The organism is Arcobacter aquimarinus (assembly GCF_013177635.1).
Classification (GTDB): domain Bacteria; phylum Campylobacterota; class Campylobacteria; order Campylobacterales; family Arcobacteraceae; genus Aliarcobacter; species Aliarcobacter aquimarinus.
Genome location: NZ_CP030944.1, coordinates 1,526,006 through 1,550,365 on the forward strand (window position 1 = coordinate 1,526,006; position 24,360 = coordinate 1,550,365).

The 24,360-nt window shown below is 25.0% G+C and carries 25 protein-coding genes; 10 read left to right on the plus strand and 15 right to left on the minus strand.

Features of this window, described 5'->3' with window-relative positions; genetic code table 11:
- Nucleotides 1-74 precede the first annotated feature (74 nt).
- Nucleotides 75-902 carry a flagellin N-terminal helical domain-containing protein gene (locus tag AAQM_RS07680; RefSeq protein ID WP_129094908.1) on the plus strand — a complete coding sequence of 276 codons (828 nt, stop codon included), beginning with the start codon at nt 75-77 and terminating at the stop codon, nt 900-902.
- Between the two features lie 39 nt (nt 903-941).
- Here the strand turns inward: AAQM_RS07680 and AAQM_RS07685 are convergent, their stop codons facing one another.
- From AAQM_RS07685 to AAQM_RS07705, 5 genes are all read right to left on the minus strand, one after another.
- The gene (locus AAQM_RS07685; RefSeq protein ID WP_129094907.1) at nt 942-1,397 is read right to left on the minus strand and encodes a glycine zipper 2TM domain-containing protein; all 456 of its coding nucleotides are present in this window, start codon (nt 1,395-1,397) and stop codon (nt 942-944) included.
- Nucleotides 1,398-1,467: 70 nt separating this feature from the next.
- On the minus strand, nt 1,468-1,809 hold the full coding sequence (locus tag AAQM_RS07690) for a hypothetical protein (RefSeq protein ID WP_129094906.1): 342 nt from the start codon (nt 1,807-1,809) through the stop codon (nt 1,468-1,470).
- The gene (locus AAQM_RS07695) at nt 1,803-2,846 is read right to left on the minus strand and encodes a sensor histidine kinase (protein ID WP_328590248.1); all 1,044 of its coding nucleotides are present in this window, start codon (nt 2,844-2,846) and stop codon (nt 1,803-1,805) included. The genes AAQM_RS07690 and AAQM_RS07695 overlap by 7 nt, the downstream gene beginning before the upstream one ends.
- A 100-nt stretch (nt 2,847-2,946) precedes the next feature.
- Complete coding sequence (locus tag AAQM_RS07700) at nt 2,947-3,615, minus strand: response regulator transcription factor (protein ID WP_129094904.1); 669 nt, start codon at nt 3,613-3,615, stop codon at nt 2,947-2,949.
- Nucleotides 3,605-3,853 carry a DUF1104 domain-containing protein gene (locus AAQM_RS07705; RefSeq protein ID WP_228254510.1) on the minus strand — a complete coding sequence of 83 codons (249 nt, stop codon included), beginning with the start codon at nt 3,851-3,853 and terminating at the stop codon, nt 3,605-3,607. Before AAQM_RS07705 ends, AAQM_RS07700 begins: the two co-directional genes overlap by 11 nt.
- Nucleotides 3,854-3,984: 131 nt before the next feature.
- Here AAQM_RS07705 and AAQM_RS07710 point away from each other — a divergent pair, with 131 nt between their 5' ends.
- From AAQM_RS07710 to AAQM_RS07735, 6 genes are read left to right on the plus strand one after another with little or no spacing between them, the layout of a single operon-like run.
- Complete coding sequence (locus AAQM_RS07710; RefSeq protein ID WP_129094902.1) at nt 3,985-4,284, plus strand: hypothetical protein; 300 nt, start codon at nt 3,985-3,987, stop codon at nt 4,282-4,284.
- Between the two features lie 5 nt (nt 4,285-4,289).
- On the plus strand, nt 4,290-4,937 hold the full coding sequence (locus tag AAQM_RS07715; RefSeq protein WP_129094901.1) for a winged helix-turn-helix domain-containing protein: 648 nt from the start codon (nt 4,290-4,292) through the stop codon (nt 4,935-4,937).
- A gap of 9 nt (nt 4,938-4,946) precedes the next feature.
- Nucleotides 4,947-6,719 carry an ABC transporter ATP-binding protein gene (locus tag AAQM_RS07720; RefSeq protein ID WP_129094900.1) on the plus strand — a complete coding sequence of 591 codons (1,773 nt, stop codon included), beginning with the start codon at nt 4,947-4,949 and terminating at the stop codon, nt 6,717-6,719.
- A 14-nt stretch (nt 6,720-6,733) separates the two neighbouring features.
- Nucleotides 6,734-7,777 carry an AI-2E family transporter gene (locus tag AAQM_RS07725; RefSeq protein WP_129094899.1) on the plus strand — a complete coding sequence of 348 codons (1,044 nt, stop codon included), beginning with the start codon at nt 6,734-6,736 and terminating at the stop codon, nt 7,775-7,777.
- The gene (locus AAQM_RS07730; RefSeq protein WP_129094898.1) at nt 7,778-8,656 is read left to right on the plus strand and encodes an ABC transporter substrate-binding protein; all 879 of its coding nucleotides are present in this window, start codon (nt 7,778-7,780) and stop codon (nt 8,654-8,656) included.
- Nucleotides 8,653-10,644 carry a putative bifunctional diguanylate cyclase/phosphodiesterase gene (locus AAQM_RS07735; protein ID WP_129094897.1) on the plus strand — a complete coding sequence of 664 codons (1,992 nt, stop codon included), beginning with the start codon at nt 8,653-8,655 and terminating at the stop codon, nt 10,642-10,644. The genes AAQM_RS07730 and AAQM_RS07735 overlap by 4 nt, the downstream gene beginning before the upstream one ends.
- A 20-nt stretch (nt 10,645-10,664) precedes the next feature.
- Here the strand turns inward: AAQM_RS07735 and trxA are convergent, their stop codons facing one another.
- Nucleotides 10,665-10,982 (minus strand): thioredoxin, encoded by a 318-nt coding sequence (gene trxA / locus AAQM_RS07740; protein WP_129094896.1) that lies wholly within the window; start codon nt 10,980-10,982, stop codon nt 10,665-10,667.
- An 18-nt stretch (nt 10,983-11,000) separates the two neighbouring features.
- A complete protein-coding gene (locus AAQM_RS07745) occupies nt 11,001-11,597 on the minus strand; it encodes a peroxiredoxin (protein WP_129094895.1) in 597 nt (198 codons plus the stop codon).
- 201 nt (nt 11,598-11,798) lie between these two features.
- Here AAQM_RS07745 and AAQM_RS07750 point away from each other — a divergent pair, with 201 nt between their 5' ends.
- Both AAQM_RS07750 and AAQM_RS07755 read left to right on the plus strand, forming a co-directional pair.
- Entirely contained in the window at nt 11,799-12,593 is a 795-nt protein-coding gene (locus AAQM_RS07750) for a substrate-binding domain-containing protein (protein ID WP_129094894.1), read from the plus strand.
- The gene (locus tag AAQM_RS07755) at nt 12,593-14,875 is read left to right on the plus strand and encodes an ATP-binding protein (protein ID WP_129094893.1); all 2,283 of its coding nucleotides are present in this window, start codon (nt 12,593-12,595) and stop codon (nt 14,873-14,875) included. Before AAQM_RS07750 ends, AAQM_RS07755 begins: the two co-directional genes overlap by 1 nt.
- Before the next feature lie 30 nt (nt 14,876-14,905).
- Here the strand turns inward: AAQM_RS07755 and AAQM_RS07760 are convergent, their stop codons facing one another.
- From AAQM_RS07760 to AAQM_RS07785, 6 genes are all read right to left on the minus strand, one after another.
- A complete protein-coding gene (locus AAQM_RS07760; RefSeq protein WP_129094892.1) occupies nt 14,906-15,637 on the minus strand; it encodes a TIGR04219 family outer membrane beta-barrel protein in 732 nt (243 codons plus the stop codon).
- An 8-nt stretch (nt 15,638-15,645) separates the two neighbouring features.
- On the minus strand, nt 15,646-16,740 hold the full coding sequence (locus AAQM_RS07765; protein ID WP_129094891.1) for a glycoside hydrolase family 3 N-terminal domain-containing protein: 1,095 nt from the start codon (nt 16,738-16,740) through the stop codon (nt 15,646-15,648).
- Between the two features lie 12 nt (nt 16,741-16,752).
- Nucleotides 16,753-17,172 (minus strand): phosphate-starvation-inducible PsiE family protein, encoded by a 420-nt coding sequence (locus AAQM_RS07770; RefSeq protein WP_129094890.1) that lies wholly within the window; start codon nt 17,170-17,172, stop codon nt 16,753-16,755.
- Between the two features lie 15 nt (nt 17,173-17,187).
- Complete coding sequence (locus tag AAQM_RS07775) at nt 17,188-18,042, minus strand: ADP-ribosylglycohydrolase family protein (protein WP_129094889.1); 855 nt, start codon at nt 18,040-18,042, stop codon at nt 17,188-17,190.
- A 10-nt stretch (nt 18,043-18,052) separates the two neighbouring features.
- Nucleotides 18,053-18,319 (minus strand): DnaJ domain-containing protein, encoded by a 267-nt coding sequence (locus AAQM_RS07780; RefSeq protein ID WP_129094888.1) that lies wholly within the window; start codon nt 18,317-18,319, stop codon nt 18,053-18,055.
- Nucleotides 18,320-18,507: 188 nt separating this feature from the next.
- Complete coding sequence (locus tag AAQM_RS07785; protein WP_129094887.1) at nt 18,508-20,199, minus strand: L-lactate permease; 1,692 nt, start codon at nt 20,197-20,199, stop codon at nt 18,508-18,510.
- A 202-nt stretch (nt 20,200-20,401) separates the two neighbouring features.
- Between AAQM_RS07785 and AAQM_RS12795 the strand changes: the two genes are divergently transcribed.
- A complete protein-coding gene (locus AAQM_RS12795) occupies nt 20,402-20,872 on the plus strand; it encodes a J domain-containing protein (protein WP_129094886.1) in 471 nt (156 codons plus the stop codon).
- 2 nt (nt 20,873-20,874) lie between these two features.
- Here AAQM_RS12795 and AAQM_RS07795 read toward each other — a convergent pair whose 3' ends face one another.
- Together AAQM_RS07795 and AAQM_RS07800 are read right to left on the minus strand one after the other, a co-directional pair.
- Nucleotides 20,875-22,995: a site-2 protease family protein gene (locus AAQM_RS07795; protein WP_129094885.1), complete on the minus strand. Its 2,121-nt coding sequence runs from the start codon at nt 22,993-22,995 to the stop codon at nt 20,875-20,877.
- On the minus strand, nt 22,995-24,341 hold the full coding sequence (locus AAQM_RS07800) for an efflux RND transporter periplasmic adaptor subunit (protein ID WP_129094884.1): 1,347 nt from the start codon (nt 24,339-24,341) through the stop codon (nt 22,995-22,997). The genes AAQM_RS07795 and AAQM_RS07800 overlap by 1 nt, the downstream gene beginning before the upstream one ends.
- Between the last annotated feature and the right edge of the window lie 19 nt (nt 24,342-24,360).

A 24,360-nucleotide genomic window follows, 5' to 3' on the forward strand; every position in this document is an offset into this window, starting at 1 on the left:
TATATCTAATACTTAATAATATTTTAAACTCTTAAATACTAGAATAAACTAATAATTAAAAAAAGGAGTTTAAGATGCAAATAAATTCTAACTCTGTCTTAAATCAAAATGTATATTTAAATGCAAACCAAGCATTAAATAGAATTGCAACAGGTGTTGAACTAAATCAATCAAGTGATAATGCTTCTGGTTTAGCAATAGCAAATAATCTATTAACTCAATCAAATGGTTATGCCCAAGCAATAGAAAATACAAATTCAGCAATTGCAGCAACACAAATAGCATCAGGTGCAACAAATGAACAATCAAAAATTTTGGATAATGTAAGAGAAAAACTTTTACAAGCTTCAACTGATACTACGAGCCAAGAAGGAAGAGATGCTATTTTAAAAGATATAAAATCTCAACTTGAACAGTTTGATAAAATAGCAAGTAGTACAAATTATAATGGACAAACTCTACTTCAAAAAAATGAAACTGATAGTTCAGCCTCAGACGTACAACAATATCAATCAGGTTTAAAAGGTGAAAATTTAATTGAAACTTCTGCTGTTCAATCAAATACAACGGGATTGGGATTAAGTGATTTAGTAAATCAAAATGCTTCTACTTTTACATCTGCCGATGCAAGAGGTTTTTTAGAAAAAATTGATACAGCTGTAAATGGATTAAATGATATTAGAAGTGAAATAGGAGCTGTTCAAAATCAGCTTGAAAGTTCAGGAAGAAGTTTAACAATGCAAAATACTAATACTTTAAATGCAGCTTCAATGTTTGATACAAATTATGCAAAAGAGTCATCAAACTTCTCTAAGCAAAATATCTTAGCTCAAATTGGAGCTTTTGGACAAGCTCAAGCAAATAATATAAACCAACAAATGGTTTCAAGGCTTCTTGGTTAATCTTCTAAAATAAAAAAAGGCTTGAATAAAATTCAAGCCTTATCTTCCGTAATAATGTTTTTTATAATGTTTTGGGTGTCCATGATAGTTTGGATGATAATGTTTCTTATAATGATGTTTTGGATAATATCTATCATAATTTTGATAAACTATTGTAACCTGGGGTGATGGTCTATCGTAAATATAGCTTCTATCATAACCATTATAATAGTGATTATTCACATAAGTTGTAGATCTTTCATAACCATTATCATAAGAGTTATTGTTGTAATAAGCATTATTATTTGAATATGTTGGTGTTCTTGAATTATTTGCAATTGCAGCACCTAATAAGCCACCTGCTACTTTCGCAACATCTCTGCCATTTCCATCTCCTATTTGATTTCCAATAGCAACTCCAATAGTAGCTCCAACTAAAGTATCTAAACCTATTGAGTTATTATTAGCAAAAAGTAAAGAACCAGAAAATAGTAGTATTGATAATAATTTTTTCATTTTGAAATCCTTATAAATATATGCAAGATTATAAGGGTTTATTGTGAACCTATTGTGTAAATAAAAAGATTTATTTTAACTTATCAAAAACTTGATATTTATCCCAATAAATATCTAAAGCTTCCATAAGTTTTTCATCTGATAATTTAGTTTTTTTCTTAATTCCAAATCTTGTAACAAAAGATTCAGCCATAATAGTTTTATCTTTATTAGGATTTTTCAAAAACTCAAACATAGCTTTTTTTACTTCCGTTTCACTACTATATTTTAGTAAATATCTATAAAAATACTTATCAATAGTTACAGGTATTTTACTGTGACATTTAACACAATTGGTTTCATAAATATTTTTTTCATTTTTCGCAAATACTAAAATAGAAAAAAGACTCAATATAAAAAAAACTCTTACCATCTCACTTTTACCTTTGTTCCAATATCAATTTTTGAACTAATATCTATTTTGAAGTCGTACTCTTTTGCAATCAAAGATACAATATTTAAGCCTATTCCAAAACCACCTACACTTTTATCAAATCTTGAATATCTTTGGAAGAGTTTTGATAAGTTTTCTTTATCTATTCCTTTTCCACTATCTTCAATAATCAAACAATTTTTACTTAAAATAACTCTTATAAATCCTGAGATTTTATTATATTTAATAGCATTTGATAATAAATTATCTATTAATTTAGAGATTTTTTTCACATCACAAAATATAAAAATATCATCTTTTACATAAACTTGAAAATTTATTTTTTTCATATTTGCTAAGCTAGAAAAAAAATCAACTCTTTGCCTTACTATCGAAGATAGATTTATATTTTCATTATTTGAAATAATTTGATTATTTAATGTAACAAATGTTAAATCTTCATAAATATTTGATATAGTTTTTGCTCCTATTTCTATTCTATTTATCTTTTTTAACAACCTTTCATCTAATTTATTCTTATCTATCATCTCAATATTTGTAATAATAGCAGTTACTGGAGTATTTAACTCATGAGTTGTATCTTTAATAAATCTATCCAATAAATGCAATGCATCTCTCATAGGTTTTAAAAAAAGTTTTGATATAAAATAACCTATAAAAATCATAAATAAAAATGCGAAAGAAAAATAAATAGCAACTTTATATTTAATATTTTCAAACCAAATTTTATCATCAGGAACTTCAATAATAATATATTTTGCTCCTAAATAATAAGCTTCTGGTTCTTTTATAAAATGAATATAATCATCACTCAAATATATAACATCATCTAAACTTACATCCAAAGAATTTAAAGTAGAAAATATCTTTTTTTTATCACTATCAAAAATAGCTGATTTAAATCTCTCATCTCTTGGATATATATTTTGTTTATCAATATTTATATGAAGTTCTTTTAAATTATAAATGAATTCATTTGAATAATTTTGTAAAATTTGTCTTTTTTCCTGTAACATTAAATCTTTTTGAAATTGATAATATAAAAAAGATATAACACCTAAAATAACTAAAACAAGAAAAGAGTATAAAAGAGAAAAGCCTAGAAGCGTTCTAGTCTCACTCTTGGTTAAATCTATAACCGAGTTTTTTAAGACTAACAATTTTATCTTTTCCTAATATTTTTCTAAGATTTTTAATATAAGTTCTCAAAGAATTATCACTATATTCTTCATCATAATCCCAAACATAATCATAAATTCTATCATGAATTAAAAGTTCATTTGGATGTTGTAAAAAGAATTTTAAAAGTTTTAATTCTTTTAAATTTAGTTTTATTTCAATACCATTCTCTTTTAATTCATTTGAAATTGGGTTAAAAGTAATCGTAGAAGAAATATTTACAAGTTCGCTTTTATGAGAAAATTCTCTTTTCAAAATAGTTTGAACTCTTATTAGTAATTCTTTTAATTCAAAAGGTTTTCTAATATAATCATCACATCCACTTGAAAATCCTTCTTCTAAAGAATCCATTGAATTTAAAGATGTAATAAAAATTGCTGGCACATTTTTTTTGTCAACTCTAACTTCCTTTAAAACTTGAAAACCATTTTTTGAAGGAACATTTACATCAAGAAGAAGTAAATCAAAATGATGTTCATATATAGATGAAACAGCATCATCTCCATCATATACGCAAACTACTTCAAAACCTTGCTCTTCAAAATAATCAGCAACCGTTTCACTTAGATTCAAATCATCCTCTAATAATAATATTTTACTCTTCATCTTCTATTTTCTCTTCCAAAATTTCTTGATTTATTCTTCTGTCATACTGTAATTTTTCTTGTTCATTCATTTTTGGAATTCTAGAGTTTAATTCCTTTAAAAAAGATTCTTTATTTTGTTCTTTTATATACCCAATAATCTCTATCAACTCTTGGGTACTCATCTCTGAATAATCCTCTTTTTTAGCAAAAACTACACTTAGTAATAAAAAAAATACTAACAAAACCTTTTTCATCATAAACAAACTCTTTTTTTTGCTTTAATTGTAACATAACAACTGTATAATAATTGTTGAATATATGCTATTTTTCAACTCTTAAGGTTTAATATAATAAATTTTTAATAGAATCTAATAAAAAAGAGAGAGAGATGATAAAAAATTTATTGATTACTTGTTGTACTGTTTTTTTACTAAGTGGTTGTTTTGGTGGAGAAAAAGAAGAAAAATGGACGGCATTTATCTATCCAAATAAAGAAGATGCAAAAAAGAACATTAAAAGTCCTATGACTTTTGCAACACTTCAAGAGTGTAAAGAAGTATCTATTTTAGAAATCAAAAAGCAAAATTTAGAAGATATTGCAACTTTTAAATGTGGTCTAAACTGTAAATATCATGATGGTATGAAACTAGAAATTTGTGAAAAAATGTTAAGTTCTGTTGAGGAATAATTGATTTGAAAGAATTAAAAAGTTTTAATGTTTGCTCTCATTCAACTTTGATAGATGAAAGATTAAATAATTATCTTTCTTCTTATTCAAATAACTCTTTTAATTTTTTCAATCAAAATGAATTGATTGATATAATAAACACAAAAGAAATTCATATAGTAATTACAAAATATAACTATGAATTATTAAAAAAAATTAGAATTTTAAATAAACAAATTCACATAATTGCATACTTAGATGACTTAAATCATACACATTTTTTAGAGAGTTTAGAGTTGTCTCAAATAAAATTTATTCAAAATGTAGATTGTTTAAATACTTTTATAGATAGTTTAAAAGAGTGTATAAAAAATCTTGATTCTAATAATTCAAACATATTAGCTTTAAAAAATGGTTTTATTTATGATGAATATAATAAAAATTTATTTAAAGATAACAAAATGATAGTTTTAACAAAAAAAGGAAAACTTTTTTTAGATTTTTTAATAAAAAATAGAACAAAAGCTTTAAGTTATGAAGAAATAAATAGTGAAATTTGGAACAATTTGATGACTCAAGACGCCTTAAGATCCTTGATTAAAGAGATAAGAAAAAAAACTTATAAAGAGATAATAAAAAATGTTTCAGGTATTGGTTATAGAATAGATTTATGAAGTTAACTTATGAATGAAAAAATTACATTAAAATATATATTAAAACTTTTATTTGAAAATAAAAAATCTCTTATTTTAGGGCAGTTAATAACAATCATAGCTATTGTTATAAGTGTTCCTATTCCTTTATTACTTCCATTATTGGTTGATGAAGTTTTACTAAATAAACCTGACTTTTTTGTAAATAATATAAATGAATTACTAGGAAATGGTAGTGCTTTTTATTATATTGCAATAGTAACTTTTATTGTTTTATTTTTAAGATTAATATACTTTATTTTTGGTGTAATCATCACTAAAATTTTTACCAAAATCTCAAAATATGTAACTTTTAAAATTAGAGAAAAACTTTTAAATCATTTAGAACTTGTAAATATGAACGAATATGAAAGTCTTGGGAGTGGAAGTATCGGTGCTAATTTAGTAACTGATGTAAATACTTTAGATAATTTTATAGTTTCAGTTGCAAGTAAATTTATAGCTTCAATTTTAACTTTAATTGCAGTTGCTATAGTAATTATAAAAATAGATTTGATTTTAGGTTTGATGATTTTGTTTATTCAACCAATTATTATGATAATTTCAAAAAAAATAGCAAACAAAACAGGATTATTAAAAAAAGAAGAAAATAAAGCTATTGAAATTTTTCAAAATAATATAAATGAAACTTTAGACCTTTTTGGACAAATAAAAGCAAGCAACAAAGAAAAATTCTTCTTTCAAGAATCTGTAAACAAAGCAAAAAATATACAAATAACTTCAAATGAATTCAACTATAAAAGTGTAGCTTACGAAAGATTTTCTTTTACTATTTTTCTGTTTGCTTTTGAAATTTTTAGAGCAGTTGGTTTAGTTTTAGTAGCTTATAGTGATTTATCAATTGGTTTAATGTTTGCAATGTTTGGATATATTTGGTTTATTATGACTCCTGTTCAAGATATTTTAACAATGCAATACTCATATGCAAGTGCTAAAGCTGCAATAAATAGAATAAATAAAATTTTGGATTTGAAAGTTGAAAACAATGGAGAAAAGGAATTAGAAAAAGATATAAAAGAAATAGATATTTCCATAAAAAATCTATCTTTTTCATATAATGAAAATAAAAAGACTCTTCAAGATATAAGTTTTGAGATTAAATCAGGAGAAAAAGTAGCGATAATTGGAGCTAGCGGAAGTGGAAAAACAACAATAGCACATATAATTTCAGGTTTTTATTCAAAAAATTCAGGTGATATTTTATACAACAATATAAGTATTGATAAATTAAATCGACAAAGCTTAAGAGAGAATATCTTTTTAGTTTTACAGATGCCTATATTGTTTAATAACAGTTTACGATTTAATATTACAATGGGCAATGATAATATAAGTAACGAAAAAATTTATGAAGCTTTAAAAATCGCACAACTTTTTGAAACAGTTGAAAATATGCCTGAAAAACTTGATACAATTGTTGGAAAACATGGCATTAGATTAAGTGGTGGTCAAAGACAAAGATTATCAATCGCAAGAATGATTATTGCAAATCCTGCAGTTGTTATTTTTGATGAATCAACTTCTGCTCTTGATGTTCATACAGAGACTAAACTTTTTAGTGATTTAGAAGAATTTTTAAAATCAAAAACTGTTATTACCATAGCTCACAGATTAAGTACAGTAAAAAATGCTGATATGATTTATGTTTTAGAAGATGGTAAATTAGTTCAAAGTGGCAAACATGAAGAGTTGGAAGAACAAGAAGGTCATTATTTAGAGTTTGTAAAAAAACAGTTAATTTAAACAAAAGGAAATAGATGGATGCAATCAATTTAAAAAATTATTTTTTTTATTTTGCAAGTTTTGTTGTAATAATAGCAGGTATGAAAATGGCAAGTGAAGTAGTTGTTATACTATTTTTAGCAATATTTATTTCTTCTATTTTTTCATCGGTTTTAAATCTATTACAAAGAAAACATTTCCCTAAAATCATCTCTTATTTTATTTTATTACTCATAGTCGTAGCTCTTGGTTTTATGTTTGCTTATGTAATAAATATCTCTTTAAAAGACTTTCTAACAAATCTTCCTACTTATGAAGATAAATTAAAAAACCTAATTTTAAATACTATTCATTTTGCTCAAGGTTATGGTTTAGAAATTGATAAAGCAAAAATTATGGAAACATTAAATTTTGGCTCTTTCTTTGGATTAACTACAAATATAATTGGAAGTATTAGTGCATTCTTATCAAAGTTTTTACTTGTAATTATCGGAGTTGCATTTATACTTGCTGAATCAAAATCTTTTCAAACAAAATTAAGAGTAATTTTTAGAAATAATGCAAAAAAACTAGAACACTTTAATCTTTTTTCATTTAATATTCAAAAATATTTTGTAGTTAAAACTTTCACAAGTTTTCTAACTGGATTTATAGTAACACTTATGTTAACTTTCTTTAATGTTGATTATCCTATTTTATGGGGTGTTATAGCAATGCTGTTTAATTTTGTACCTGTTGTTGGGTCAATTATTGCTTCTATTCCTGCTATACTTTTAGCATTAATGAATCTTGATATTTTTTCTGCTATTTGGGTTATTATTTTATATATGATCATAAATATTTCAATAAGTAATATTTTAGAACCAAAATTAATGGGAAGAGAATTAGGATTATCTCCTTTAGTAATCTTTTTCTCTTTAATATTTTGGGGTTATATATTAGGACTTGTAGGAATGTTTTTAGCAGTTCCAATTACTATGACTTTAAAAATAGCTTTTGATTCAAATACAAGTACACACTGGCTTGGTATTTTAATGTCTAATTTATCAAGAAAAAGAGAAAAGAAAAAGGAAGTTTAATTGCTTAAAAAATCTATATTTTTACTATTTACTATTTTTATTTTTACTTCATGTTCAATACAAGAAAATAAAAAATTAAAAATAGCAACAACTTCTTGGATTGGATATACTCCTTTATTATATGCACAAGAAAAAGGTTGGCTTGAGCCTTTGAATATAAAACTATTAAATGTTGTTTCTCTTAGCGAAAGTATGTATTTATACAAAGGAAATAATGCAGATGTATATATGGGAACACAATACGAATATAATTTTTTAGCTCAAAAAATAGAATCTTTAATTCCTATTATGTTGATGAATAAATCAAATGGTGGAGATTTAGTAATGTCAAATTTTTCTGTTGATGAATTGCAAAAAACAGAACAAGAAATAGATGTATATTTAGAAATGGATTCTATAAATTCTATTTTATTTGAAGTCTTTATAAAAAAATATAATCTAGAAAACAAACAAATCAACTATATAAACAAAGACCAAGCATATATTTCAGAGTTAAAAAATATAAATAAACCCACAGTTATTGTAACTTATGTACCATATAATAAAATTTTAGAAAAAAATGGATTTAAATCATTAGAAACAACAAAAAATAATTATGATTTGTTGGTGATTGATGGAATGATTACAACAAAAGAGACTTTAAATGAAAATAAAAAAACTTTCTTAGAGTTAAAAAAATTGATTAACAAAGCTATTGAAAACTTACAAAATGATCCAAAAGAGTATTATGAAACTATAAAAGATTATTTAATAGATGCAAATTATGAAGAGTTTAGTGAATCTTTAAATGATATTATTTGGATAAATAAAAATATCCCTGAAAAAATAATTGAAAATTTAAGTAATAACAACTTTCCAACTAGAGATTTAATAAAATGATATACAACATTCAAAAATTTATACTATTTTTTATCTCTTTAATTTTAATTATTTTTTACACTATTTTTGGATATTACTTTTTTAAACAAGAAGAAGAAATTTCAAATATAATTTTGAAATCTTTAGAAAATAATATAATAGAAACAAGCTACAAACTTGCAAAAAGTATTGAAGAAAAAAGTGATATTTTAAACCATAGATCTTTACTTGATAGAATCTCTTCTAATGAAGATTTTATTCAAGCAATTTTAGTATTTGATAATGAGAAATTATTATTAACAACTAATCCGAAAATAAAAACTATTAATAGAAATTTAAAAAACTACAAACTGAATAGTTCTTATGAAAAATTAATGAATCAAGAATATATAGAAGAAGAAATTACTTTTTATGAAGGTAGAAATCTTAGAAAACTTCTTTTAGTCTTTGTTTTTGAAAAAGAAGAAATATATACTCATTTTGTAAAAAATAAACTAGATTTTATAATATATTTTGGACTTTTCCCTATTTTAACTCTTTTATTATTACTAATTATTTTAAGAATTTATATTTCAAAACCTTTAGAACTTTTAAGACAATATGCTTATTATCATAATATTGTTCCAAAAGCTTTTAAATTAAAAGAATTAGAAGCTATACGACACTCTATGGTTGATTCATTTACAAGATTGGAAGCTGAGAAAAAAGAACTCTATTTAATGGCAAGAACAGATTCATTAAGTGGTTTAGCAAATAGAAATTCACTAAATGAATACTTAGAAAGATTAATCCCTACAATGCAAAGAAATGAAAAAGAATTTGCTTTTTTATTTTTAGATATTGATCATTTTAAAACTATAAATGATTCATTAGGTCACAATATTGGGGATGAACTCTTAAAGAACATCTCTTCTATCATAAAAAAAACTTTAAGACCTAGCGATTTTGTAGCAAGAGTAGGAGGAGATGAGTTTGTTATAATTATTCAAGACTATAAATCTTATATTGAATTATCAAATATTATACAAAGAATTCAAGACTATTTATCACAAACTTGGCTTATACAAACTCATCCTATAAACATTGGTTGTAGTATAGGTGTTGCTTTTTTTCCAAAAGATGGAGAAGATATTGTATCTTTGATGAAAAATGCTGATATAGCTATGTATGAAGCAAAAAAATTAGGAAGAAATCAGTATCATTTCTTCACTGAAGAGTTAAATGAAACTGTTCAAAAAGTTATAACTTTAGACAAACAAATGAGACAAGCTTTAATTGATAATGAATATATACTTTATTATCAACCAAAAATTGATTTATCAAGTGGAAAAATTTTAGGTGTTGAAGCACTGATTAGATGGATAAATAAAACAAATAAATTTGTCCCACCTAGTGATTTTATACCACTTGCTGAAGAAAATGGTTTTATAAAAGAACTGGGTATTTGGATTGTTGATGAAGCTTTAAATCAATATGTAAAATGGAGAGATATGGGAATAGATATATCTATTGCTATTAATATTTCTGCTAAACAATTTTTAGAAAAAGATTTTGAGATAAAATTTATTGAAAAATTAGAAGAAAAAAAGATAAATCCAGCAAAAATAAATCTAGAAATAACAGAATACATTTTAATGGATAAATCAGATTATGTACAAGATATTTTAAATATATTACATGATTATGGAGTTAGAATCTCTTTAGATGATTTTGGAACGGGCTATTCTTCTTTATCTTATTTGAAAAAATTCCCAATAGATTATCTAAAAATTGACAAAGCTTTTTTAGATGATTATGAAAGTTCAAGTGGAAAGATTTTTTTAGAAACTATTGTAAAAATGGGTCAAATGTTAAAAATGAAAGTAGTTGCTGAAGGTATAGAAGAACAAGAACAAATAGACTATTTAAAAACTATTTCTTGTGATGAATATCAAGGTTATTATTTCTCAAAGCCACTGAATAATGAAGATTTTGAAAAATTATATTTCAATAATTTAAAAGATGAGTAAATCTCATCTTTTAAAAATATTTATAAATGTGCGTTTAATTTCTCTTCAAGTTTAGCTTTTGTAGTAGCCCCTATTAATTGGTCAACTATTTTTCCATCCTTGAAAAAAAGAATAGTAGGAATTGATCTTACTTGATATTGTGCTGTCAAATCTGCCTCTTCTTCAGTATTTACCTTACAAATTTTAGCTTTTCCATCAAACTCAACTGCAAGTTGGTCGATTACTGGAGAAATCATTCTACAAGGTCCACACCAAGGTGCCCAAAAGTCAACTAAAGAAACTCCCTCTTTTATTGTATCTTCCATATTATTCTGATTTAATTCTATATATTTTCCCATAATTTTTTATTCCTTATTTTATAATTTATTTTCATTTTTCGCTAAGTATTCAGCAACACCTTTAGTATCTGCTTTCATACCCTCATCACCTTTTGCCCAACCAGCTGGACAAACTTCACCATACTCATTTGTAAATAACATAGCATCAACCATTCTAACCATTTCATCAACATTTCTTCCAAGTGGTAAGTCATTGATAACTGCATGTCTAATTGTTCCATCTGCATCAATCAAAAATGAACCTCTAAGTGCAACTGATTCTCCAAATAAAACATCATAATCTTTTGAAATTTGTTTATTTAAATCTGCAACCATTGGGAATTTCACTCTTCCGATTCCACCATTTTCAACTGGTGTTTCTCTCCATGCGAAGTGAGAAAACTGAGAATCAACAGAACAACCAATTACTTGAATTCCTCTTTTTTCAAACTCATCAACTCTTTTTGAAAAAGCGATAATTTCAGAAGGACAAACAAAAGTAAAATCTAAAGGCCAGAAAAATAGTACTGCACCCTTTTCCCCAATATTTTGATATAAATTAAAATCTTCAACTATTTGACCATCTGCTAATACAGCTGTTGCTGTAAAATCTGGAGCTTTTTTTGTAACTAACATATTAAATCCTTTTTTATATTATATTTATTTTTTAAGTATTGAAATTATACATAACAAATCTTAAATATTTATTAATAAATAATATCAAATGATAATTTTTATCCATTAAAGAAAATGATTCATTTATTATAAATGATACTTTTATAGTACTATTTTCTATTATAATTTTAATAGATATCTAAAATAATTAAAGGATTTTAAATGTTTAAAAAAATTATAAAAATCTTTATATTAACACTAATGGTTTTATCAAACTCTTATGGGAATAACAAAAAAGAATTGATTTTTTATGTTGGAATAACAATGATTAAACCTATTGATTTATTGGCAAAAGAGTTTGAAAAAGAGTTTAATTGTAAAATAAAAATCTTACAAGGAGGAAGTCAAGACTTATATAATAGTATAAAGTCTAGTCAAATTGGAGATTTATATTTACCTGGTTCTTTATCATATAGAACAGATAATTTAAAAGATGGATTATTACTTGATGGGCAATTTGTTGGATTTAATAAATTGTCATTTATCGTAAAAAAGGGAAATCCAAAGAATATTAAGCCATCTTTAGAGGAATTGATAAACGAAGAATTAAGTGTTGTTTTAGGAAATGACCAAAGTGGAAGTGTAGGTCTTGCAACGAAAAAACTATTAGAAAAATTTAATCTTTATGAAAAAGCAATAATGAATGCTACTTTTCTTGCAACTGATTCAAGAAATCTAATAAGTGCTATAAAAGAGAACAAAGCAGATTTAACCCTAAATTGGTATGCAACTATTTTTTGGGATGAAAATAAAAATTTTGCTGAAGTAATTTCATTGGATGAAAACTTATCAAATAAATCTAAACTTGTAATAAATTTATTAAAAACTTCAAAAAATCCCCTACTTGCTAAAAAATTTATGGATTTTGCATCTTCACAAAGAGGTAGAGATGTTTTCAAAGATTTTGGTTTTCTCAATGAAAATGAATTAAAAGAATTTAATAAAGTGACTTTTTAATGTTTAAAAATAATACTATTCTTAATGGCTTATTAGCTTTAGTATTTACTTTTATCTTAGGTTATATAGGATTGATTTTTATTAATAATATATTTAAAAATATGGTTACGACTTTAGATTTAAAAGTAAAAAATGAACACGCAAGATATAAAATTGGGGAATATATCTTAAAAGAGATTAGTTCAGTAGAAACTAACTACTATAAAATTGCTATTTTAACTAACCTAAAAAGTGTACAACCAATTGAAAAAGAGATTAAAAAAGAGATTAATGATATAAAAAATGCAATTGATATTTTAAGTAAAGGTGGAGTTTTAGAGAATTATATTAGATTAAATCTTATTGAAGCTTCACAAGCAACTGATAAAATAGAATTTATTCCATCTTCAAATCAAAAATATACTTTTGAAGAGATAGATTTATCTCCAAAACTTGATGAGTTAGAAGAAAAACTTTATCAAATGGAAAATATAATCAAAATTAAATTATCATCAAATACAGCAAGCCAAGAAGAGATTTTTCAAATTACTCTTTTCTTTAAGCAACTCCCAACTCTATTTACAAGAATGAAAGAAAATGCTAGTAGATTGCTTTATGATAGCAAAAAAAACATATCTCAATTAGAAATTGATATACAAAAAGAGAAAGAAAACTATGAAAAATTAAAGTATATTTTTAGCTATTTTATTATGTTTATAATTATTTTCTTATGTTATTTTTTAATAAAACAAATTATCAAAAAGAGCAAAGAATTAGAATCAATTACAAAAAAAGCTCAACTTTCAGAACAAGAAGCATTAAAAGCAAATGAAACAAAATCACAATTTTTAGCAAATATGTCACATGAAATTAGAACACCATTAAATGCTATTATTGGCTTCGCTGATATATTATCAAATTCAAAGTTAGATTCAAAAGATTCTGAAAAAGCAACTATCATATCAAAAAGTGCAAAAGCATTACTAAATATTATCAATGATATTTTAGACATTTCAAAAATCGAAAGTGGTAAATTTGAAATTTCAAAAAGCCCTTTTAATTTAAGAGAATTAATAGAACAAATAGTTCAACTTTATACAGTAAATACTAAACAAAAAAATATTAGATTTCTATATAGATTAGATAAAAATATTCCAGAGTTTATTATAAGTGATGAAACAAAAATAAAACAAGTTTTATCAAATATTTTAAGTAATGCTATTAAATTTACTCCAAAAGATGGGAAAATCACTTTTGATATAGAATTAATAAAATTTGAAAATAATATTGCAAAAATAAAATTTTCTGTAAAAGATGAAGGAATTGGAATTTCTATTGAAGATCAGAAAAAAATCTTTGAACCTTTTTCTCAAGCAGATGGAAATATCTGTAAAAAATATGGAGGAACAGGTTTAGGATTAACAATAAGCCTAAATATTGTAAAAATGTTAGGTTCACAAATTCAATTAGAGAGTGAAATAAATAAAGGAAGTACTTTTTCTTTTGAACTTGATTTAGAAGTAGAAAATGTAAATAATATTATTACTTCAAAATTTAAATATGATTTTGCAATTTGTAATGTTATTGATGATAGTGAAAATATAAAAGAGCATCTATGTAATGTAGTTAAATATTTTGGAAGAATTCATCAAAATGATGATATTGATAAATGTGAAAAAATAGATTTAATATTCTGTTTTGGTGAGCCTCAATTTTATAATAGATTAAAAGGAAGAAAAAATAGATTTAATTGTCCTGTAGTTTTTGTAGGAAATATAGAAAAACTAAATAATAATATAATGAAAGATTTGATGGATTATTTTTTAGATGTGCCTATTTATGGTTCTAAGATATTCAATATAATTGCAGAAGCTAAAGCAATTGAAAAAAATAATCAAATTTTAGAAGAATCAAATAAAAAATATAAAGGCAAAATACTTGTAGCAGAAGATAATACTAATAATCAGCTATTAATGGAAATAATATTAAATAACTTAGGATTAGATGTTACTATTGTAGAGAATGGAAAAATTGCTTTTGAAAAATACAAAGAAAATCTTTACGATTTAATATTTATGGATATAAATATGCCTATTATGGATGGTATTCAAACATTAAAAGAGATTAAAAAATATGAAAAAGAGCATCAAAAAATTCATATTCCAATAATAGCTCTTACAGCAAATGCTATACAAACTGACAAAGAAAAGTATATAGAAGATGGAATGGATGGATATTTAAGTAAACCAATTGAAAATATTGAACTAGTTAAATTGCTAGATTTATATTTAGATAAAAATTGAGAATAAAATCTAACAATTAATTGTTAGATTTTAAAAGTGATAAAATAGTCCTGCATAAGCACCTTTAACCTGAATATCAGAATAAACATCACTTACATCATCTAGCTCTATTTTTTGAGTTCTATATCCTACTGTTGCTCCTAAACCAAATGATGTTTCATAAGATAACCCACCTTTTAAATCATAAAAAGTATTTGAATCATAAGTTATATAACTAACATCTGTTTCAAGTGACAAACCACTAAATGGTAAATCAAATTTAGCTTTTGCATAAACCATAGGAATAACATAATTTAAATCTTTTGATGAAGCTATTTGAGTAGTTGAATTAACTTGCGTTGAAGCATCAATATATTTAGCATTAAGTCCAAAATCAAAATTTACCCAATTATCTAATAATTCATAATAAAAAATAAAATCTGTTTGATTTAATTTTAAAGTTGAATTAATAGCTCCTGTATATGCTTTATTATCAAAAACAAAACTTGAATTTTTAGAAGAGTTTTCGTCAAGTTGTGTATGTTGAATTTTTAAATTTGGAATAATTGGAATTGGATGTTCAAAAGTTGCCCAAACAAAGTTTGTATTAAAATCTTTATATCCTAAATCTCTATCTAAATCAATTTTATCACCTTTATATCTAAAATCACCAGAAGTTTCTGCTCCCCAATAAGCACCACCTAATTCAAAACCAAAAGTATCAGCATTAGCTCCTAGAGCTAAGATTGTACTTAAAGATAATAAAACAATATTTTTTTTCATAATTTTCCTTATATTTTAGATAATAAACTATCTATTTTTTTATTTGCTTCAATTATAGTTTCTAAAGATATCTCTTCACTTAAAATTTGAGAATAAACTGTATCAACTATTTGCTTTAAAGTTATAGGTTTTGCAAGTTGATTTGCAAATAAAAGCATATTTACACCTGAATTTATAGCTAAAGTTAAAGTTTGTTTTAAATCATAATGTTTAGAAATAGCTTGCATTTGTAAATCATCACTAATTAAAACTCCATCAAATCCAAGTTTATATCTTAATAACTTAGTATTTATTTCATAAGATAAGGTTGCAGGATAAGTTTCATCTAAATTTTTATTAAAAACATGTGCTGTCATTATCATATCAACTTTGTTATTTTTAATAAAATATTTATATGGTTCTAACTCTTTTTCATTCCAAGTTTTTGTAATATCCACAAATCCCAAATGAGAATCAGCTAAAGAAGAACCATGTCCTGGAAAATGTTTTAAAACAGAGATAACTTTTTGTTTTTTTAATTCTTCCACAAAAATAGAAGAGTACTTTATCACCTCTTTTGGATTTTCACCAAATGAACGCCCTCTTGTTACTATTACTTTATTATTTTTATTTATAGCCAAATCAACAACAGGTGCAAAATCCACATTAATTCCTGATTCTTTTAAATCTTTTGCCAATAATTTATAAGTTTGTTTAGCAAAATCTTCACCTTTTAATGCCACATCAATAGCCTTTGGAGTATTTACAAATCCTGCATCACTTTTTAGTCTTTGAACAATTCCACCTTCTTGGTCTATTGATATAAATAACTTTTGTTTTGAAACAGCTTGTAATTGAGAATTTAGATTTTTTAACTGTTCTTTATCTCTTACATTTTTTATCTTATTTTTATCATTTGGATCTTTATCAAATAAAATAACACCACCTAGACCTGCTTTTATATCTTTATAAATTTCGTCATTACTATTTACTTTTTCACCATGAAAACCCAAAACTACCATTTTTGCAATCATCTTTTCTATATCTTGTTTTGAATAACCATTATTTGCAAAAAGATTCAAACCAAACAACAAAATAACTAAAACTAAAACTTTTTTTTGCATTATTGCCCTTTTCTAATCAACTTTTTCTGTATCTTTAAAAATATATCTTTGAGAAGAGATAACAGATAAATATCTAACTACTAATAAAAATATAATAACCCCTGCTAAAATCAAAAGATTATAATTTACAGCGCTTGAAAATATAGCTTCAAAGGTTGTTAATTCTTCTTTATTTACTTTTACAACATTTACTATAAATTCTCTTAAAGCTAATATTATAAAAGCATCAACTAATAAACTCATGGTTACTCTTTGTTCTCTTATATAATTTACAACTGCTCTTACTATTTCTAAAAAAATAATAAAATAAAGCATATAAATAATAAAATCCATTAGCATATCTAAAGCTAAAGCTATTAAAAATAGTGTTCCTGCTATTGATAGTTCTATATATAACTTATCTGAAAAAAAACTAATTATTCTTCTTCTCATAAATTCCCCCTAATTTTAAATCTTTGCATTAATTGATAACCACTCTTTTGGTAATTGATTTATCTCTTTGTTTGCCATAAATATTATAGTTGCAATCATTGCTCTAGCACTTGAGTCACCACCTGCTTTTGCATTATTTATAATCATCTGTTTTAAATTATCATATTTAACTAAAAGATGAATAACTCCACTGATTCCATCATGAATATCACAAGCAACTCCAAAACCTCTCAAAGTTTCGAATGTATTTTGATTTTTTGAATCAATTCCTTTTTGAATTAACTCTTTAAAAGAGTCATCATATTGCTCTTTTAGTTTTAAAATAGAGTCTAAAATATCATTTTTTTCTAAAGCTAAAATCAATAATTTTGCAAAAAAATCAGCACACATTAAAGCTAAACTACTATTATGAGTTATTTGTACAAATTTTTGAACATTTATAAAAAACTCCTCTTTATTTTTTGAAATTTTTAATAAAGGAGCAATTCTTCCAACTATTGATAAATCTGTAGATGAAGCTCCACTTGGAGATACTTTATTTTCAATATTTAAAACTGTATTTCTTGAAGAACCATCTATATAACCTGTGTAATTCTTCATTTTCTCATACCAGTATTTTGAATATAATTCTTCATCAAAACTATCTTTATCTTTCAAAAATTCATATAACCAAAGAGTTTGATCTCCATAATGAGTAAAATCACCCTCTTTTTTACCTTTATGCCAAATAGCCCTAGGAGCATTTAGTTTTTGCCAATCAAAATCTTTTTCTAAAAGTGCTAATTCATCATAAATCCAATGCATTCCTAAACAATAAGAATCTACAATCAACGAACTAAATACTAAATCTTTTATTTTTTCTTCAAACATTTTTTTTCCTTTATTTAACCCAGTTTTTATAGTTCGTAAAAGCTGGAAATTGATGCCTAAATTCATCTTTATCAAAAGAGTAACAATAAGAATCCATATAAGCTAACAAAATCTCATAGTTTTTTTTCAATTCAATAAATTTTTCATCACTACCCTCTGGCATATCAGGATGATATTTTTTTGACAATTTTAGATACTTTTTTTTCAAATCTTTTTTTGAAACTCTTGTCAATATCCCAAACATATCAACAGCTTTTTCAAATTCACTATAATCCATATAAATCCTTTAAAATTCTTTAGTATTGTACACAAAAAGTTTTAAATAACATTTGGATTTGTTTTAAGAATGATAAAATAAGTATATAAAACTATTAGTAGAATTTTTTATAAAAAGATTTTAAACAAATAGAGGTTACTTTGTATAAAGTAAAAATACAAGAAGAAATAAAAGGGAAAAATTCCCTTTTATTTCATAAGTGGATCCATTAAACCTAAACCGTAGATTCCAACAACTCCAATAATTCCAACTATAATACAATAATAAATTGTAGGTATAATCGTTTTTCTTAAAGTCTCTCCTTCTTGGTCAAGTAATCCAACAGTAGCACTAGCTGCAACCACATTGTGAATTGCTATCATATTTCCAGCTGCTGCTCCAACTGCTTGAAGTGCAACCATAAATGCTGTAGAAATTCCCAAAGCATCAGCCACACCAAATTGGAACTGTGCAAGCATCATATTAGAAACAGTATTACTCCCAGCAATAAATGCTCCTAAAGCTCCAATCATTGGGGCAAAAAATGGATATACATCTCCAACACTATGAGCAATAAAATTTGCCATAGCTATTGGCATAGAGTCAAATCCAGATTCATTTACACCTGAATTTATTAAAACTCTAACAAGTGGAATAGTAAATATAAGTACAAACCCAGCACCTATCATAACTTTTGAAGACTCACTAAAAGCTTCTTTTAACTCTTTAAATTCCATTTTATGTATAAAGTAAGTTATTAAAACAACCACTACTAAAATTCCACCTGGTAAATATAAAGGACTCATAGAGAAATTTAATCCCTCTCCTAAAATATTTTTGTATGAAAAACTTAAAGATGAAACAAAAGCTTTAACTTCAGGGCTAACTCTTGTAATTACTAAAATAATAGCAACTAAAATATATGGAATCCAAGCTTTAGTTAAAGACATAGGAATTTTAGATGTTATTGCATCAAATTTCATCTCAAATTTAGAAACCCAAATAACTGGCCATTTTTCTCTTGGAGCAAAATCCCAAATCTTTTTTGGAACTAAAAAACCTTTTTTAGCAGCAAAAATAACTATAGGAAGTCCAACTAATGCACCAATTAAAGATGGAAATTCAGCGCCTAAGAAAATTCCTGTTAAAGCGTAAGGAATAGTAAATGCAAGACCTGCAAAAATTGCAAAAGGCAAAATTGATAACCCTTCTGTCCAAGATTTGTTTTCTCCAAAGAATCTAGTAAGCATTACAATCATAAATAGTGGAATCATAGTTCCAGCAATCGCATGAGTAATAGCAACTTGTGAAGTAATAACTTGTAAGTAAACATCCCAAGATGAACCAGCTGCTTCTAATTGAGCACTAATTGTTTGAGTATCTAAACCTTTATTTACTCCAATTAAAATAGGTGTTCCAACTGCTCCAAAAGATACAGGTGTACTTTGAATCATCATACCAGCCATAACAGCAGCCATTGCTGGAAATCCAATAGCTACAAGTAATGGTGCAGCAATAGCAGCAGGTGTACCAAATCCAGAAGCACCTTCAATAAATGAACCAAATAACCAAGCGATGATAATTACTTGAATTCTTCTATCAGGACTTATATTATTAAATCCTTCTCTAATTACAACAATTGCACCTGAATGTTTTAATGTATTTAAAAGCAAAATTGCTCCAAAAATAATCCATAAAACAGAGATTGTAATCAAAATCCCCTCAATTGTAGATGCAAGAACTCTTGAAAAAGATACTTCCCAAACTATAAAAGCTATAGCAGTTGTTGCTATATAAACCAAAGGCATTGCTTTTTTAGCTGATACTCTAAGCCCTACAAGTAAAATACCTGCAAAGATTATTGGTAAAGCTGCAAAAAAAGCTTGTAAACCTAAACTCATACTCTCCTCCTTATATAATTGTAAGAGAAGAATAGTTTTCATATATGATATTTTTATGATAAAAAATTCTAAACAATAAAATAGTTTAGATTTATATAAGAAATTGATAATTTTTGTAACAAAATAGTTTAATCTTATAGGATTAATTTACTTATAGTAAAAAGGATTATATAATACGCAACTATTTAAAAAGGGTATTTTTATGTACAACAACACCGTTATTTATATTTTTAATAGATTAGTTAGACTTGCTATTTTATTTTTTATTTTATATTTAATCTTTACCAATTTTGGAACTTTTTTGATGATTTTGGGAGTATTTTTTGTAATTATTGCTTTTTTAGTTTATAACTTTAGAAAAAAGATGAGAGAAACTAGTTATAGATTTAGATTTGATAGTACAAATTTTCAAAATGGACAAAATTTTAATTTTAATGATTTTAGAAATTTTAATCAATCAGATTTTCAAGGTTTTGCAAATGCTCCTAGATTTGATGAAGTTGCAAAAGCAAAAGAATTTTTTGGATTTACTTCAACTCCTTCAAAAGAAGAGATAAAGAAAAGATATAAAGAGTTAGCAAAAAAATACCATCCAGATATAAACGATGGTAATGATGAAAAAATGAAAGAGTTAAATCATTACAGAGATATTTTGATGAAAACTGTAGAGTGAATTTAAAATTCACTCTCTCTTATTAAAACTGAAGCTACTTTTTTAAATATTTTAGAAAAAATCGAAGCTGTCTCTCCACTTGTTACTAAAACCCCTTGTTTTCTTGTCGTTAAGTTTAAATTTTCTTCTTCAAGATTTACCAAAATTTTATAATAAGCTTGTTCTGTTTTTATTTGCTTATTTAAATCTTGTCTTGTAGCAATATCTCCACCAAAATCAGAAGATAATTCAGGAAACTCTAAATATGGTATAGAAACCTTTGAAATAGTTGTGATTTTTGTATTTATATCTTTTACATCACCTGAACTAAAAATAAATTTTGCTTCACTATTTTGTTTTAATAATTTAAAATCATTTTCATTACAAAAACCAACAATTTTATAATTCAAATTATCATACAAAACAAATACAGGCTCTTTTTTACTAATCCATTGATTTTGTTTAAAGCTATTTGTAAAATAGATTTTTCCATCAAAAGAGGCTCTTACTTCAAATTTTTCTTTTACTTTTTGTAATCCTTCTAGTTCATTCTCTTTTTTTAATAAATTTTCTTCTAAAACAAATCTTCTATTTAAATTCTCTTTAAATCCTGCTTGTTTATTTATCTCTAGTTTTATTTGTTCTAACTCTTTTAAAACCTGCTCTATTTTATGCTCAACCATAGGAGATTTTATTTTTAAGAGTAAATCATCTTTTTTTACAATTTGAGCATTTGAAAAATAAATCTTTTCTATATAAGCATCTTCTGCTGGATAAAACTCAAAATAGTTTTGTGTTTCGATAATCGCTGGCATTTTAATACTACTATTCCAAGGTATAAAAATAAGCAATAAAAATACGAATATAAAAGTTAAAGAACTAATATTTCTTTTATTTAAACTTACATTTTCCCTCTTGCTCCACCAAATTTTCAACTCTTTATAAACAGGAAGTAAAATAAACCAAATAATCTCTACTAAAAATAGAATAATTCCTAAAACTTTAAAAGCAAAATAGTAAACTAATAAAGCAATTCCAAGAAATAAGAAAAATCTATAAATCCAAGTTAATATTGCATAAATAATGAAAAAATTTTCTTTTTTCTTTGTAAGAAACTCTGGCTTTTGTTCATTTAAACCTAGAATATTTTTTCTAATAAACCATCTAGCCATAGCAAAAGAACGCGGTTGTAAATTTTTGCTATCAGTCATATCAGATAAGGCATAATAACCATCAAATCGTAAAAATGGACTAATATTAATCAAAAGTGAACTAATCCAACTTGTAGTTGCAATAATAAATAAAATACTTTTAAAAATTCCCTCTGGAGCAAAAGACCATAAAAAAGTAGCAATTAAAGCAAGATATAACTCAACTTTTATTCCAGCTACAACAATTTTTAATCTTTGATATTTTGATTTTAATTTCCATGCATTTGTGGTATCAGTGTATAAAACAGGAAATAAAACTAAAAATGCAACTCCCATAGTTGGGACTTTACAGCCAAGCCTTTTTGCAGTAAATGCATGACCTAATTCATGCAAACTTTTTACAAAAACCAATGATAAAAAGTAGTAAAAAAATCCCTCTTTAGAAAAGAGATACATAAAAGTAGAAATAAAATTTTCCCAATCTCTTAATACAAAAATAATACCAATAAATCCTAAAAACAAGACAATATTTTGCCAAAGATTAGAGTATAAAAAATCCACTTTTTTTTTGTTTTTTTCAAGCCAATAATCTGGTTTTACTAGAGGAATTCTAATAAATAAATAGTTATGAATTAACCATTTAAAAATATTTTGTTTAGATTGTTTTTGAATATTTTTCATTCTAGAAGTATATTTTAAATCTTCACAAACTATCAAATTATTATTTATCAAAAAATCCACAAAAGTTTGAAGAGATTCTGTATCTATTTCATAATCTTTTTGCTCTAAGATTTTTATAAACTCTTCAAGTTCAATATCACTTTGCCAGTTTGAAATCAAATCAAAAGCATCAATTCCTATGTTGAAATATTTATTTTGAATAGGATCAAATAAAAGCCACCTTTTAGAACCATCTTCAGCAACGGAAGTTTCTAAAAGTTTTAAATCATCTCTTATTTTTGGTAATATTATTTTTTGTTCTTGTGCAAACATTACCAACCTATCCATTGTCTAGTAGCAGTAATTGGTTTTCTAAATAGATAAAAAAACAAACTTACTTGTTTTGAGTAAATTTTTGCTGTTCCTCTAAGTCCAATAGATGGAATATAACCATTCTCATTTATATCATCAAACTGGGCAATAATTTTATATGATAAAACATTTTGCTCTGTAAGTTCGGGTTTATATGAAATATATTTAACTTTTGCTTTCCAAGAGTTTGTTGGGTCATTATCAAAAAAAGCTTTGACTATTGCGTTCTCTTCTAAAAAAATAGCATCACTAACAGGAAGCATAATTTTAAGTTCTATACTATTTGGATTTGCTATTAAAAATATTCTCTCTCCTGTATTAACTGGTTTTCCTTTCCAATCATTTGGATTATTTATTATTGCTATTCCTTCTTCTTTTGCATAGATTTTTGTTTTATCTAATTGCTCTTTTGCAAAATTTAACTCAGCCTCTTTTAGTTTTACTTGATTTTCAAGTTGTGAAATTTGGCTTTTTTGTTTTGGGTCTAAAAAACTACTCTGTTTCGTACTAAAAAGTTCTGCATTTGTAACATCTAAAGTTCGTTTTGCTACTAAATAGTTATTCTTAAAATCTACATCATCAAATTGAACTATTAATTGTTCTTTTTCTATTTTATCATTTGGAAAAATCTTCACCTCTTCAATTACAGCATTTAAAGGAGAAGTTACCACATAAGGATTTTTTGCATCCACTTCAAGGGGAGCTAAAACTGATAATCTAACAGGTAAAAACATCAAAGCAATGATTAAAATAAGGGCGATTTTAAAATATCTATTTTTAAAAGAGATTTTTTTTAGAGTTTGAAAAAAACCACAATTTCTCATAGCAAATAAAAAATATGATAAAGAAGAAGAGAGATGTTTTAACATCAAAATATCATTTTCAAGCCAACTATTTTCTCTAAATAATAAAAAAACATAGTTAATATCACTATTTTCTTTTGTTGTATTTAAAGGTATATATAAAATATTTGAGGGTGCAAATTCAAAAAGAGATTTATAATTTACCTCTTTTAAATCATTTTTAGCTTCAACCACAAAAATTTCTTTTGATTTAGAATTTTCATTTAAATCTTCAACTACATTTTCAATCCATTGAACATAAGGAGAAGTTGAATCAATAACTGAAATATCAGATATTCCTACAACTTTGTATTTACCTTTTAAATCAGTTGTTAATAAAACTCCTTGTGAATAAGGAACTATATTTCTTGTTTCATTTACAATTTGAAAATATAACTCTTTTATATTTTCACAATTTCTACAGTTATGTTCTAACTGTAGAAGTTTTGAGATGTTTGATTCCAATCTTTATTTTATCCTTTAT